The organism is Amaricoccus solimangrovi (assembly GCF_006385685.1).
Classification (GTDB): Bacteria; Pseudomonadota; Alphaproteobacteria; order Rhodobacterales; family Rhodobacteraceae; genus Amaricoccus; species Amaricoccus solimangrovi.
In genome coordinates, this window is the sequence record NZ_VFRP01000019.1 from 24,530 (window position 1) to 37,294 (window position 12,765).

13 protein-coding genes are annotated in these 12,765 nt (G+C 69.9%); 2 read left to right on the plus strand and 11 right to left on the minus strand.

Going from position 1 to position 12,765, the window contains the following annotated elements; all coding sequences use genetic code 11:
• Positions 1-20: 20 nt before the first annotated feature.
• Positions 21-2,279 (plus strand): phosphoenolpyruvate--protein phosphotransferase, encoded by a 2,259-nt coding sequence (ptsP, locus tag FJM51_RS16460; protein ID WP_140455236.1) that lies wholly within the window; start codon positions 21-23, stop codon positions 2,277-2,279.
• On the opposite strand, the gene FJM51_RS16465 is transcribed toward ptsP, so the two are convergent.
• Positions 2,276-2,818, minus strand: coding sequence for a GNAT family N-acetyltransferase (locus FJM51_RS16465; RefSeq protein ID WP_140455237.1), 543 nt, complete (start codon positions 2,816-2,818; stop codon positions 2,276-2,278). The two genes, ptsP and FJM51_RS16465, sit on opposite strands and share 4 nt — an antisense overlap.
• A gap of 103 nt (positions 2,819-2,921) precedes the next feature.
• Here FJM51_RS16465 and FJM51_RS16470 point away from each other — a divergent pair, with 103 nt between their 5' ends.
• On the plus strand, positions 2,922-3,527 hold the full coding sequence (locus tag FJM51_RS16470; protein ID WP_140455238.1) for a flavin reductase family protein: 606 nt from the start codon (positions 2,922-2,924) through the stop codon (positions 3,525-3,527).
• A gap of 232 nt (positions 3,528-3,759) precedes the next feature.
• Here the strand turns inward: FJM51_RS16470 and FJM51_RS16475 are convergent, their stop codons facing one another.
• The 10 genes from FJM51_RS16475 to coxB all read right to left on the minus strand — a co-directional run bounded on the left by FJM51_RS16475 (position 3,760) and on the right by coxB (position 12,748).
• Entirely contained in the window at positions 3,760-5,187 is a 1,428-nt protein-coding gene (locus tag FJM51_RS16475; RefSeq protein WP_233713158.1) for an FAD-binding oxidoreductase, read from the minus strand.
• Positions 5,184-5,771 (minus strand): GNAT family N-acetyltransferase, encoded by a 588-nt coding sequence (locus FJM51_RS16480; protein WP_233713162.1) that lies wholly within the window; start codon positions 5,769-5,771, stop codon positions 5,184-5,186. The genes FJM51_RS16475 and FJM51_RS16480 overlap by 4 nt, the downstream gene beginning before the upstream one ends.
• A gap of 14 nt (positions 5,772-5,785) precedes the next feature.
• Positions 5,786-7,048 (minus strand): M16 family metallopeptidase, encoded by a 1,263-nt coding sequence (locus FJM51_RS16485; RefSeq protein ID WP_140455239.1) that lies wholly within the window; start codon positions 7,046-7,048, stop codon positions 5,786-5,788.
• Entirely contained in the window at positions 7,045-8,439 is a 1,395-nt protein-coding gene (gene thrC / locus FJM51_RS16490; protein WP_140455240.1) for a threonine synthase, read from the minus strand. The genes FJM51_RS16485 and thrC overlap by 4 nt, the downstream gene beginning before the upstream one ends.
• A 17-nt stretch (positions 8,440-8,456) precedes the next feature.
• Positions 8,457-9,128, minus strand: coding sequence for an SURF1 family protein (locus tag FJM51_RS16495; RefSeq protein ID WP_306419443.1), 672 nt, complete (start codon positions 9,126-9,128; stop codon positions 8,457-8,459).
• Between the two features lie 75 nt (positions 9,129-9,203).
• A complete protein-coding gene (locus FJM51_RS16500) occupies positions 9,204-10,028 on the minus strand; it encodes a cytochrome c oxidase subunit 3 (protein WP_140455241.1) in 825 nt (274 codons plus the stop codon).
• A 12-nt stretch (positions 10,029-10,040) separates the two neighbouring features.
• Positions 10,041-10,682, minus strand: a complete 642-nt coding sequence (locus FJM51_RS16505) for a cytochrome c oxidase assembly protein (RefSeq protein WP_140455242.1) — start codon at positions 10,680-10,682, stop codon at positions 10,041-10,043.
• A 3-nt stretch (positions 10,683-10,685) separates the two neighbouring features.
• The gene (locus FJM51_RS16510; protein WP_140455243.1) at positions 10,686-10,874 is read right to left on the minus strand and encodes a cytochrome c oxidase system small membrane protein; all 189 of its coding nucleotides are present in this window, start codon (positions 10,872-10,874) and stop codon (positions 10,686-10,688) included.
• Between the two features lie 13 nt (positions 10,875-10,887).
• Positions 10,888-11,847, minus strand: a complete 960-nt coding sequence (gene cyoE / locus FJM51_RS16515) for a heme o synthase (protein ID WP_140455244.1) — start codon at positions 11,845-11,847, stop codon at positions 10,888-10,890.
• Between the two features lie 43 nt (positions 11,848-11,890).
• Positions 11,891-12,748, minus strand: coding sequence for a cytochrome c oxidase subunit II (gene coxB / locus FJM51_RS16520; protein WP_140455245.1), 858 nt, complete (start codon positions 12,746-12,748; stop codon positions 11,891-11,893).
• Positions 12,749-12,765 lie beyond the last annotated feature (17 nt).

Below are 12,765 nucleotides of genomic sequence, written 5' to 3' on the forward strand. Positions count from 1 at the left end.
CCTTGACCCCTGGACGGCTCATGTCCTTTTCCGACGCGGTAGACAGCCGGGTTATCCTCACGCGTTTGCGCGCCACGCTGGCGGAACCCGGCGAGGGTCAGGAGCGGCTTGACCGCATCGTGAACCTGATCGCGGACGGGCTGGTGGCCGAGGTCTGCTCGGTCTACCTCAAGCGCGAGGACCTGATGCTGGAGCTCTGCGCGACCCGGGGGCTCAACCCGGCCGCGGTGCACCAGACCCGGATGCGAGTGGGCCAGGGCCTCGTCGGCCGCATCGCCGAGCAGGCGGAGCCGATCAACACCCCGAACGCGCCCGGCGCCAAGGGCTTCCGCTTCATGCCCGAGACCGGCGAGGAGGTGTTCTCGAGCTTCCTCGGTGTGCCGATCCAGCGGCTGGGCGAGGTGCTGGGCGTGCTCGTCGTGCAGAACCGCCAGGCGCGGGAATATACCGACGACGAGATCTACGCGCTCGAGGTGGTCGCGATGGTGATCGCCGAGATGGCCGAGCTCGGCGCCTTCGTCGGCCCCGGCGCGATGGAGATCGCCCGGCCGCACAAGATGCCCTTCTTCGTGCGCGGCCTCGTCGGGCAGGAGGGCGTCGCGGAGGGGGTCGTGCTGCTGCACGAGCCGCAGGTGCTGGTGAACAACCCGATCAGCGACGATCCGGCGCGCGAATGCGCGCGGCTGCGCGCGGCGATCGTCGGCCTGCGCGCCGAGGTCGACCAGATGCTCGAGGCCGACTACCTGACCGCGACGGGCGAGCATCGCGACGTGCTCCAGGCCTACCGGATGTTCGCCCATGACAAGGGCTGGGTACGGCGGATGGAGGATTCGATCGAGAGCGGCCTCGCCGCCGAGGTCGCGGTCGAGAAGGAGCAGTCCGCGACCCGCGCCCGGATGAGCCGCGTCGCCGATCCCTATCTGCGCGAGCGGCTGCACGATCTCGACGATCTCTCGAACCGGCTGCTCCGGATGCTCGCCGGCGTCGATGCGAACAACGGCCGCGAGATCCCGCCGAACGCGATCCTCGTCGCCCGCAACATCGGCCCGGGCGAGCTGCTCGACTATGGGCGCGGCCTCAGGGGCGTGGTGCTGGAGGAGGGCTCGGTCGGCAGCCACGCGGCCATCGTCGCCCGCGCGCTCGCCATCCCGCTGGTGATCCAGGCGGCGCGGATCACGCGCGAGGCGCTGAACGGCGACGTCATCATGGTCGACGGCGACCAGGGCGCGGTGCATCTGCGGCCCGAGGAGACCGTCGCCCGCGCCTTCCGCGAGAAGATCGAGATGCGGGCCGAGGCGCAGCACGCCTATGCCACGCTGCGCGACAAGCCCGCGACCTCGCGCGACGGGGTCACGCTCAGCCTGCACATGAACGCCGGGCTGATGGCCGACCTGCCGAGCCTGCCGAAATGCGGCGCGGTCGGCGTCGGGCTGTTCCGGACCGAACTGCAGTTCCTGATCCGCACCACGGTGCCGAAGCGCACCGATCTCGCGGCGCTCTACGCCCATATCCTCGATTCCGCGGGGACGAAGCCGGTCATCTTCCGCACGCTCGACATCGGCTCGGACAAGGTCCTGCCCTACATGAAGCGCGGCGAGGAACCGAACCCGGCGCTCGGCTGGCGCGCGATCCGGGTGGGGCTCGACCGCCCCGGCATCCTCCGGATGCAGGTGCAGGCGCTGCTGCGCGGCTCGAAGGGCCGGCCGCTCCACCTCATGTTCCCCTTCGTCGCCGAATATACCGAGTTCGAGGCGGCGCGCGAGCTTGTCCTGCGCGAGGCCGCGCGGGAGCGGGAGCTCGGCCATGTCCCGCCCGCGAGCCTCAGGATCGGCGCGATGCTCGAGACGCCGAGCCTCGCCTACGCGCCCGACAAGTTCTTCGAGCTCGCGGATTTCATCTCGATCGGCGGCAACGACCTGAAGCAGTTCTTCTTCGCCGCCGACCGCGAGAACGAGAAGGTCCGGCGCCGCTACGACACGCTCAGCGTCAGCTTCCTGACCTTCCTCGAGGAGATCGTCGCACGCTGCGCCGCCCATGGCACGCCGCTCTCCTTCTGCGGCGAGGACGCGGGGCGGCCGGTGGAGGCGCTCGCCTTCGCGATCGTCGGCTTCCGCAACCTCTCGATGCGCCCCGCCTCGATCGGGCCGGTCAAGGCGCTGCTGCGCCAGGTCGAGATCGCCGAACTGCGCGCGCTCTTCGACGAGACCCGCGCCGAGGGCCATCGCAGCTTCCGCCCCGCGCTCGAAGGCTGGCTGGAGGAGCGCGGCTTCCAGATCTAGCGGCGCTGGGCGCCTCCGGCCGCGGCCTCGCGCGCATGGCGCTCGTTCCAGTTGTGGACCATCCCCGACACGCCTCGGAACGCCCCCGGGACGAGGGCGCGGGCGAGCAGCCGGTCGGGATTGTAGGGCGGGGGATACTCGATGCCGCGGGCGAGATCGCGCCGGAAGCCGAACCGGCTGTAATAGGGCTCGTCCCCCATCAGCACGATCCGCGTCCACCCGAGTTCGAAGGCGCGCCGCAGGCTCTCGGTGATCAGGATCGCCCCGAGCCCCTCGCCCTGCCGCGTCGGATGCACCGCGACCGGGCCGAGCAGCAGCGCGGGATGATCGGCCGCGCCGATCCGGATCGGCCAGTAGCGGATCGCGCCCGACACCGCGTCGTAGTCGTCCCGCGCCATCAGGCAGAGATCCGCCAGCGGCTCCACGCCCTCGCGCAGGCGATAGGAGGAGAGCGCCGTCCGCCCGGGTGCGAAGGCGAGATCGTAGAGATACTCGACCTCGGGGAGGTCCAGGGGTGTTTCCTTGTATATGCGAAACATCAGTCGGGAGACGCGGATCCTCGAAACCGCGGGGCCCGGCCCGCTCGACTTCGCCGTACCACGCCCCTAGGAAGGGGGCAAAGGCAAATCGCCGCGAGGTCCCATGTTCTACCGCCCCGGTCTCGACCCCCACGGACTGCCGCACAACCCGTTCAAGGCCATCGTCTCGCCGCGGCCGATCGGCTGGATCTCGACGCTCGACGCCGCGGGCCTGCCCAATCTCGCGCCCTACAGCTTCTTCAACGCGATCGCGGACCAGCCGCCGATGGTCGCCTATTCGAGCACGGGCGGAAAGGGCGGCGGGAGCGAGGGCAAGGACACGGTCGCCAACATCCGCGCCACCGGCGAATTCGTCGTGAACATCGTCCCGATGGCGCTGCGCGACGCGATGAACGCCTGCTCCGCGGCGCTGGCGCACGGGGTCGACGAATTCGAGGTGGCCGGGCTCGAGAAGGCGCCCTGCGAGGTGGTCGCCCCGCCCCGGGTGCGCGCGGCGCCGGCCTCGCTCGAATGCCGGCTGTGGCGGACGATCGACCTGCCCGGCGAAGCGAACATCCTCGTGATCGGCGAGGTCGTCGGCGTGCATATCGATGAGGCGATGCTGCGCGACGGGATCTTCGACGTCACGCTCTACCAGCCGCTCTCGCGCCTCGGCTACCGCGACTACGCCGCCGTGTCGGAAATCTTCCCGCTGCGCCGCCCCGGCTGATCGCACAGGAAATCTCTACCAAAGGTTGAACAAAACTTTCCCCGTTAATCTTCCGGTAAGGATGACGGGCGAGATTGGGGGTGCCCAGGCAGTTGGGACGTTGCTTGCAAACCCGACAGACCCTCCAGTCTGGATCAGCCGCCCCCTTCCCTCCCCCCAGGAAGGGGGCGCATCCCCCTCCCACCGCCGCGGGGCGGACCTCGGTCCGCCACCACCCGCGCCGCGACTCCCCTCAGGGCAGCACCGCCCCCGGATTGAGGATCCCCAGCGGATCGAGCGCGCCCTTGATCGCGCGCATGGCGGCGAGGCGCCCGGGATCGGCGTAGCGGGTCATGTCGCCGGTCTTGAGCCGCCCGATCCCGTGCTCCGCGCTGACCGAGCCGCCGAGCGCGTGGGCGAGATCGTGCACCGCCCCCTTTACCCGGCCCCGGACCGCGTCGAAATCGGAACGCGCGCGGCCCTTCGGCGGAAAGACGTTGTAGTGCAGGTTGCCGTCGCCGAGATGGCCGAAGCAGTTGATCCGGAATTCCGGGTCGATCGCATGCACCGCCGGTCCGCCGCGTTCGATGAATTCGACCAGCCGGGACAGCGGCACCGAGATGTCGTGGCTCGACACCGAGCCGATCAGCCGGTTCGCCTCCGGGATGCGCTCGCGCACCGTCCAGAAGGCGTCGCGCTGCGCCGCGCTCTGCGCGATCAGCGCGTCCGTGACCAGACCGCGCCCGAGCGCCTCGGAGAGCAGCGCCTCGAACCGCGCCGCCACCTCCGAACCCGCGCCGTCGCCGACCTCGGCCAGCACGAACCAGGGCGAGGCCTCGGTGCGCGGAATCGCTACCTCCGGCTGCTTCTCGGCGAGGAAGTCGAGACCGGCGGCGCCGATGAGCTCGAAGGCCTGGATCGCCGTGCCGAGCCGGTCGCGCGCGAGCCCGAGCAGGTCGAGCGCCCGGGCGGGCGAGTCGACCGCGATCCAGCCCGTCGCCGTCTCCGCCGGCACCGGATAGAGCCGCAGGCTCGCCGCGCAGATGATGCCGAGTGTGCCCTCCGAGCCGATCAGCAGGTCGCGCAGGTCGTAGCCCATGTTGTTCTTGTGCAGCCGCGTCAGGTCGCTGACCAGGCTCCCGTCCGCCATCACCGCCTCGATCCCGAGGCAGAGCGCGCGGGCGTTGCCGTAGCGCACCACGTTCACCCCGCCCGCGTTGGTGCCGAGCAGCCCGCCGATCCGCGCCGACCCCTCGGAGGCGAGCGAGAGCGGGAAGAGCCGGTCGCGCTCCCGCGCCGCCGCCTGCGCCTCGGCGAGGATCACCCCCGCCTCCGCGACCAGCACGTCGTCGGTGAGATCGATGTCGCGGATCGCCCGCATCCGTTCGGAGGAGAGCAGCACCGGCAGCGGCCCCTCGGCCATCACCTGCCCGCCGACGAGGCCGGTGCCGCCGGAATAGGGCACGATCGCCACCCGCGCCTCGGCGCAGAGCCGGACGATCGTCCGGACCTCCGCCGTGCTCCCCGGTCGCAGCACCGCGGCCGCGCGGCCCTGGTAGCGCCCGCGCGGCTCCTCGAGATAGCGCGGCTCGGCGGCGGCGACCACGCCGGGGCCGAGCGCGGCCGAGATCCGTTCGAACAGGCCGCCGTCGGCGTCCCGCAATTCGCCAGGCATGCTCATGGTCGCTCCCCACTGTCGCGCCGATCGCCGCGCAGCGTCGCGTAGAGCACGTGATCGCGCCACCGCCCGTCGATCTGGAGATATTTCTCGGCCATGCCCTCGAGGCGGAAGCCCGCGCGCTCCAGGAGCCCCCGGGAGGCGTCGTTCTCCGGCAGGCAGGCCGCCTCGATCCGGCTGAGATCGAGGATCGCGAAGGCGTAGCGGATCGTGGCCTCCAGCGCCTCGGACATGTAGCCCTGGCGCGCGTGATCCGGCCCGATCCAGTAGCCGACCTGCGCGGTCTGCGCCGGTCCCCGCCGGATGTTGTCGAGCGTGATCGCGCCGACCAGCCGGTTGTCCTCGCGCCGGATCAGGAAGAAGGCCAGCGCGCGCCCGTCCTCGCGCGCGCGCTGCGCCCAGTAGACCCGGTTGCGGAAGGCGCGGCGGGTGAAGTGGTCGGCGGACCAGCTCGGCTCCCAGGGGCGCAGGAAATCCGCCCCCGCCTGCCGCACCCGCGCCCAGGCCGCGTGGTCGGACATTTCCGGCAGCCGCAGCGCCAGCCGCGGCGTCTCGAGCACCAGCGGGGCCGGTCGGCGGAACGGCAGCACCCCCGGACCTCTCAGGCGGCGAGCCGCCGCGCCAGTTCCGCGCGATCGGGCGCCCGGGAGACCGGTCCCAGCAGCGCCAGCGCCGGCTCGGCCCGGGCCGCGATTCCCTCCGCGAAGGCGCGGAGGCGGTCGAGATCCACGGCGTCGATCTTCGCCACCGTCTCCTCGACGCTCGGCACCCGGTCCCAGATCGAGATCATCCGCGCCAGCCGCTCGGCCCGCGCCGTCGGGCTTTCGAGCCCCATCAGCAGGCCCGCCTTCAGCTGCGCCCGCGCCCGGTCCAGCTCCGCGGCGCTGAACCCGTCCGCGGCGCGGCGCAGCTCGTCGACGATCAGCGTCGAGAGATTGCCGACCTCCTCCGCGCCCGTCCCGGAATAGAGGGTGATCATGCCGGTGTCGTCATAGGCGCCCGCCTGGGCGAAGATCGTGTAGCAGAGCCCCCGGCGCTCCCGGATCTCCTGGAAGAGCCGCGAGGACATGCCGCCGCCGAGCGCGGTGGCGTAGATCTGCGCGGCATAGGCGCCCTCGGAGCGCACGTTCGGCCCCTCGAAGGCGAGGGCGAGATGCGCCTGTTCGAGATCGCGCACCTCCCGGTGCTCGGTGCCCCGGAACCGCGCCGGCATCACCGCGAGGCCCGGCCGGGGTTTCAGATCGCCGAAGAGCCGCTCGGCGGCGCGCACCACCGCCTCGGGGTCGATCCCCCCGGCGGCGGCGACGATCATCTGGCTCGGCCCGTAATGCTCGCGCACGAAGCCGGCGAGATCCGCGCGCCCGAACCCCGCCACCCGTTCCGAGAGGCCGAGGATCGTGCGCCCGAAGGGCTGGTCCGGGAAGGCCGCCTCGTGCAGCCAGTCGAAGATGATGTCGTCGGGCGTGTCGAGCGCCTGGCCGATCTCCTGCAGGATCACGCCGCGCTCGACCTCGATGTCGTTCGCCGCGAAGACCGGACGCAGCACGATGTCGCTCAGCAGATCCATCGCGAGTTCGACGTCCTGGCTCAGCACCCGCGCGTAATAGGCGGTCATCTCCTTGCCGGTATAGGCGTTGATGTAGCCCCCGACATCCTCGATCTCCTCGGCGATCCGCAGCGCGGTGCGCGTCGGCGTGCCCTTGAAGGCCATGTGCTCGAGGAAATGCGCGATGCCGTTCTGCTCCACCCGCTCGTGCCGGCCGCCCGCGGTCACCCAGACGCCGATGGCGGCGGAATGCAGGCCCGGCATCAGCTCGGTCACGACGCGCAGCCCGTTCGGCAGGCGGTGGATCCCGACGCTCACGCGACCTTCTCCCGGGCGACGATGGCCTCGATCGCGGCGAGGTCGTTCGGCACCGGCGTCACCCGCTCCGGCCGGTCGAGGAGATCGGCCATGAAGGGGGGCAGCGCGGGCCGGACGCCGCAGGCTTCCTCCACCGCGTCGGGAAATTTCGCCGCGTGCGCGGTCGCGAGCACGACCATGGGCACGGCGGGATCGCCGCGCCGCGCCTTCGCGGCGTGGACGGCGACGGCGGTATGCGGGCAGATCACCTTGCCGGTTCCGGCCAGCGTCTCGCGGATCGCGGCCCTGGTCTCCTCCTCCGAGACCCGGGCGCTGTCGAATTCGGCGCGCAGCCGGTCCACCGCGCCCTGCGAGAGCGCGAACTGGCCGAGCGTGCCGAGCTCGCCCATCAGCTCCGTCACCGCCGGCCCCTCGCGGTCGTAGAGGTCGAAGAGCAGCCGCTCGAAATTGGAACTGACCTGGATGTCCATCGACGGGCTGATCGAGGGTTCCACCCGGCCCTTCACATAGGCGCCCGATTCGAGCGTACGATGCAGGATGTCATTCTGGTTCGTCGCGATCACCAGCCGGTCGATCGGCAGGCCCATCCGCTTGGCGACATAGCCCGCGAAGACATCGCCGAAATTCCCGGTCGGAACCGTGAAGCTCACCTTGCGATGGGGCGCGCCGAGCGCGACGGCGGCGGTGAAATAGTAGACGGCCTGCGCCAGCACCCGCGCCCAGTTGATCGAATTGACCCCGGCGAGCCCCACCGCGTCGCGGAAGGCATGGTCGTTGAACATGTCCTTCACGCGCGCCTGCGCGTCGTCGAAATCGCCGGCGATGGCGAGCGCGTGGACATTCGCATCCCCGGGCGTCGTCATCTGCCGCCGCTGCACCTCGGAGACCCGGCCGTCGGGGAAGAGGATGAAGACATCGACGCCCTCCCGCCCCCGGAACGCCTCGATCGCGGCGGAGCCGGTATCCCCGCTCGTCGCGCCGACGATGGTGATCCGTTTGCCGGAGCGTTTCAGGCTCGCCTCGAAGAGCTGGCCGATCAGCTGCATCGCCACGTCCTTGAAGGCGAGGGTCGGCCCGTGGAAGAGTTCGAGCAGCCAGTCGTTCGGCCCGATCTGGGAGAGCGGGCAGCGGGCGACATGGTCGAAACCGGCGTAGGCGCGGGCGATGATGTCGCGGAACTCGGCCTCGGAGAAGGCCTCGCCGACGAAGGGCCACATCACCCGGAAGGCGACCTCCTCGTAGGGCAGGCCGGCGAGCGCGGCGATCTCCGCCTCGGAGAAGCGGGGCCAGCTCGCCGGGACATAGAGCCCGCCGTCGCGCGCCAGCCCCGCCAGCATCGCATCCTCGAATCCGAGCTCAGGGGCCGCGCCGCGCGTCGAGATGTATCGCATCGTGGAATGGTATCCGTTCAATCGGTCCGCCGCTTGATACGCCAGAGCCAGTAAAGAGTCATCCCCGCCCAGGCGATCGCGAGCCCGAACCAGGTGACCGCGTATTGCAGGTGGTCATTTGGAATGTCGATGGTCACCGGCAAGGCCAGCGGCGCCGCCGCGTCGTCGCTCGCCTCGGTGACGAGCATCACCGGATCCGTGCCGAGCGCCGCGCTCATCCTGCCGACGTCGCGCGCGAACCAGATGTTCTTCGCGAGATCCGGCGGATCGGTGAAGCCGTCGGTCTCGTCGGGCCAGAGCAGCGAGCCCCGCACCCGGATCGGCCCCAGACGCCGCGGCGCGTCCTTCTCGGCGATCGGCACGAAGCCGCGGTCGAGCAGGATCAGCCGCCCGTCCGCGAGGCGGAACGGCACGATCACGCGGTAGCCGACGCCCTCCGACGGGACCGAGGTATAGACATGCAGCTCGCCCGGCTCGATCCGGCCGGCCTCCAGCACGCGCAGATAGGCGTCGCGCGCCGGATCGGGGTCGCGCGGCACCGTCACCGGCTCCGCCGCCAGCCGCGTCCCGATCCGGTCGAGGATCTCGGTCTTCCAGGCGAGGCGGTGCACCTGCCAGACACCGAGCCAGACCAGCACCGCGCAGCCGGCGAGGCCGATCACGAGCGCGGGGATCATGCGTCGGATCATCGGATCCTTCCAAGAGAAAGGCGCGGGCCCGAAGGCGCCGCGCCCGTCATGCCCGTGCCACCGGGCCAGGCCCGATCAATGCGCGGCGTAGTTGCCGCCGCCCCAGATGTAGACCGCGGCGAAGAGGAACAGCCACACCACGTCGACGAAGTGCCAGTACCAGGCCGCCGCCTCGAAGCCCACGTGCTGGTCCTGGGTGAACTGGCCCGCGTAGACCCGCGCGAGGCAGACCGCGAGGAAGATCGTGCCGACGAGCACATGGAAGCCGTGGAAGCCCGTCGCCATGAAGAAGTTCGCGCCGTAGATGTTGCCGGCGAAGGAGAATTCCGCGTGGCTGTACTCGTAGATCTGGAAGGTCGTGAACAGCACGCCGAGCAGGATCGCGAGCCAGAGCCCGTATTTCATCTGCTCGCGGTCGTTCTCCTCGGCGATCGCATGGTGCGCCCAGGTCGCCGCGCAGCCCGAACAGAGCAGGATCAGCGTGTTGATGAGCGGCAGGTGCCACGGATTGAAGGTCTCGATCCCCGCCGGCGGCCAGACCCCGGGCGTGACGCTCACGCCCTCGATCGTGCCCATCGGGTACATCGCATGCTTGAAGAAGGACCAGAACCAGGCCGAGAAGAACATGATCTCGGAGACGATGAAGAGCACCACGCCGTAGCGCAGGCCGATCCGGACCACCGGCGTGTGATCGCCGATCTCGCCCTCGGCGATCACGTCGGCCCACCAGGCATACATCGTGTAGAGCACCATCAGCAGCCCGATGAGCCCGATCCACGGCCCGTGGTCGTGGAAGTACAGCACCGCGCCGAGCAGCATGACGAAGGCGCCGACCGCGCCCATGAAGGGCCAGACGCTCGGTGGGAGGATATGGTAGTCGTGGTTCTTGTGGCCGGCCATCTCGGCGTCCTTCTACTGTTCGAGCGTCTGGTCGGAAGCCGCCCCTGGCCCGACGGCGAGGCGGGTGGCCGGCGACGCGCCGGCGGAATCCTGATCGGCGCCGACCGCGCGCTCCTCCTCCGGAACCTCGGTCGGGAACATCGTGTAGGAGAGGGTGATCGCCTTCAGCTGCGAGGCATCGGCGTCCTTCACGATCTCGGGATCGACGAAGAAGCTGACCGGCATGTCCACCCGCTCGCCCGGCTTCAGAACCTGGAGGTTGAAGCAGAAACAGGCGATCTTGTCGAAGAACTTGCCGGCGTTGTCCGGGGTGACATTATAGGCCGCCTGCCCGGCGGTGACGTGGTCGGTCGGGTTGTAGGCCTCGAAGAAGGCGAGTCCGGTCTCGCCGACGCGGACCTTCATCTCCATCTGCTTCGGCCGGAACTTCCACGGCATGTCCTTCGCCACGTTGGCGTCGAAACGCACGATGATCTCGCGGTCGAGCACGTCCTTCGGCGCCTGCGTCGCGACCGAGGTCGTGCCGCCGTAGCCGGTGGTCCGGCAGAACCAGCTGTAGAAGGGAACCGCCGCGAAGCTGAGGCTCACCATCACCGCGACCACGGCGAAGAGGCGGAGCGCGAGGCGGCTGTTCCTGTCGGCGCCGAATGCCATGGCTCAGTTCCCGCCTTCGGGCAGCAGCTGCGACCGGGGCGGCCCGGCCTCGGGATGGCCGATCGCCGCCCCCTCGCTGAGCTTGACCACCGTCACCGCGAAGACCAGCGCGACGAAGGCCGCGAGCACCAGCCCGACGCCGAGGTTGCGGCTGCGCCGCCGGCCGTAGATCTCGTGACTGTCGGGCCGCATCACCCCGCCCTCCTCAGAACAGAACCGGCCAGCCGAGATGCGCGAGAACGCCCCCGGCCCGCAGCCCGGCCTCGGCGAGGAACAGGCAGAAATGCAGGAACAGATAGACGATCGAGAGGCCGAAGAACCGCTTCTCGACGATGTGGTGGTCGGCCTCCGCCGCCGCCTCCTCCCGGCGCCAGATCCGCCAGGCCCCGCGCAGCAGCAGCGCGTTCAGCACCGCCGAGCCCGCGAGATAGACCGGACCGCCGATCGCGGTGAAGGCCGGCAGGATCGCCACGACGGCGAGGATCAGCGAATAGATCAGGATCTGGTCGCGCGTCGCGCGCGGCCCCGCGGTCACCGGCAGCATCGGCACGCCGGCCTTGGCGTAGTCGTCGTTGCGAAACAGCGCCAGCGCCCAGAAATGCGGCGGGGTCCAGAGGAAGATCAGCAGGAACATGAGCGCGCTCTCGAGCGAGGCGCCCCCGGTCGCCACCGCCCAGCCGATCATCGGCGGGAAGGCCCCGGCCGCGCCGCCGATGACGATGTTCTGCGGCGTCCAGCGCTTCAGCCACATCGAGTAGACGACCACGTAGAAGAAGATCGTGAAGGCGAGCAGCCCGGCCGCGAAATGGTTCGCGAAGAGGTCGAGCATCACCACAGAGAAGACGGAGAGCGTGAGCCCGATCGCCAGCGCCTCGTCCCGGCCGACGCGGCCCGAGGGGATCGGCCGCCCCTTGGTGCGGCGCATCACCGCGTCGATGTCCCAGTCCCACCACATGTTGAGCGCGCCCGAGGCCCCGGCCCCGACGGCGACGCAGATGATCGCGGCGAGCGCGACGACCGGATGGACCGGAACCGGCGCGCAGATGAGCCCGACGGCGGCGGTGAAGATCACCAGCCGCATCACCCGGGGCTTCAGCAGCTCGACATAGTCGCCGAACTGCGCCTCCCGGGGCGGAGCATTCTCGATCCAGCCCGTTTCGCTCATTCTCTCCCCGCTCGGCCCGAGGCCAGCGCCCCGCCCGGCCGCGTCAATTGGCCTGCGCCACCGGCGTCGGCGTGCCGCCATATTCGTTGATCGCCCAGTCGAGCCAGGACTTGTACTGCTCCGGCGTCACCACCTTGACCGTGATCGGCATGTAGCTGTGATCCTTGCCGCAGAGCTCCGAACACTGGCCGAAATAGACGCCGACCTTCTCCGCCCGGAACCAGGTCTCGTTGAGCCGGCCCGGCACCGCGTCCATCTTCACGCCGAAGGCCGGCATCGCCCAGGAATGGATCACGTCGGCGCCGGTCGTCAGCAGCCGCACGGTCGCATCGACCGGCACCACCACGGCGGTGTCGGTCGCGAGCAGGTAGAGATCGGGCGCGTAGCCGTAGGATTCGAGATCCTCCTTCGCGAGCAGCAGGCTGTCGAAGGAGAAGTCGTTCTCCGCGTAGGTGTAGTTCCAGTACCACTGGTTCCCGGTCGCCTTGATCGTCAGGTCCGGCGTCGGAACCTCGAGCTGCTTGAACAGGATCGGCAGCGAGAACGAGCCGATGATGATCAGGATCAGGACCGGTACGAGCGTCCAGGCGATCTCGATCTTGGTGTTGTGCGTGAAGGAGGCCGGCGTCGGATTGGCCTTGTGGTTGAACTTGACCACCACGATCGCGAGCAGCGCGACGACGAAGAGCACGATGAAGAGCATGATCCAGTGGAGCATGCCCGACAGCCAGTGCATGTCGTGGGCGACGGGCGTGACGGCCGGCTGATAGTTCACGCCGCCCGGCACCGGAGCGCCCACGACGGGCAGATCGGTGGGTTCCCCCGCGGTTTGCGCGAAGACCGCGCCTCCGGACATCAGCGTGGCAAGGCCGATCCAAAGGGCGATCCGTATCTGCTTCATGGCTTGTCCGTCCCCGT

What these genes read in the sequence shown, in the direction of transcription:
- FJM51_RS16500 (WP_140455241.1), bottom strand. Translation starts at nt 10,028, where the DNA reads ATGGCCGGCCACAAGAACCACGACTACCATATCCTCCCACCGAGCGTC.
- ptsP (WP_140455236.1), top strand. Translation starts at nt 21, where the DNA reads ATGTCCTTTTCCGACGCGGTAGACAGCCGGGTTATCCTCACGCGTTTG.
- thrC (WP_140455240.1), bottom strand. Translation starts at nt 8,439, where the DNA reads ATGCGATACATCTCGACGCGCGGCGCGGCCCCTGAGCTCGGATTCGAG.
- FJM51_RS16505 (WP_140455242.1), bottom strand. Translation starts at nt 10,682, where the DNA reads ATGGCATTCGGCGCCGACAGGAACAGCCGCCTCGCGCTCCGCCTCTTC.
- cyoE (WP_140455244.1), bottom strand. Translation starts at nt 11,847, where the DNA reads ATGAGCGAAACGGGCTGGATCGAGAATGCTCCGCCCCGGGAGGCGCAG.
- FJM51_RS16465 (WP_140455237.1), bottom strand. Translation starts at nt 2,818, where the DNA reads ATGTTTCGCATATACAAGGAAACACCCCTGGACCTCCCCGAGGTCGAG.
- coxB (WP_140455245.1), bottom strand. Translation starts at nt 12,748, where the DNA reads ATGAAGCAGATACGGATCGCCCTTTGGATCGGCCTTGCCACGCTGATG.
- FJM51_RS16475 (WP_233713158.1), bottom strand. Translation starts at nt 5,187, where the DNA reads ATGAGCATGCCTGGCGAATTGCGGGACGCCGACGGCGGCCTGTTCGAA.
- FJM51_RS16470 (WP_140455238.1), top strand. Translation starts at nt 2,922, where the DNA reads ATGTTCTACCGCCCCGGTCTCGACCCCCACGGACTGCCGCACAACCCG.
- FJM51_RS16510 (WP_140455243.1), bottom strand. Translation starts at nt 10,874, where the DNA reads ATGCGGCCCGACAGTCACGAGATCTACGGCCGGCGGCGCAGCCGCAAC.
- FJM51_RS16495 (WP_306419443.1), bottom strand. Translation starts at nt 9,128, where the DNA reads ATGATCCGACGCATGATCCCCGCGCTCGTGATCGGCCTCGCCGGCTGC.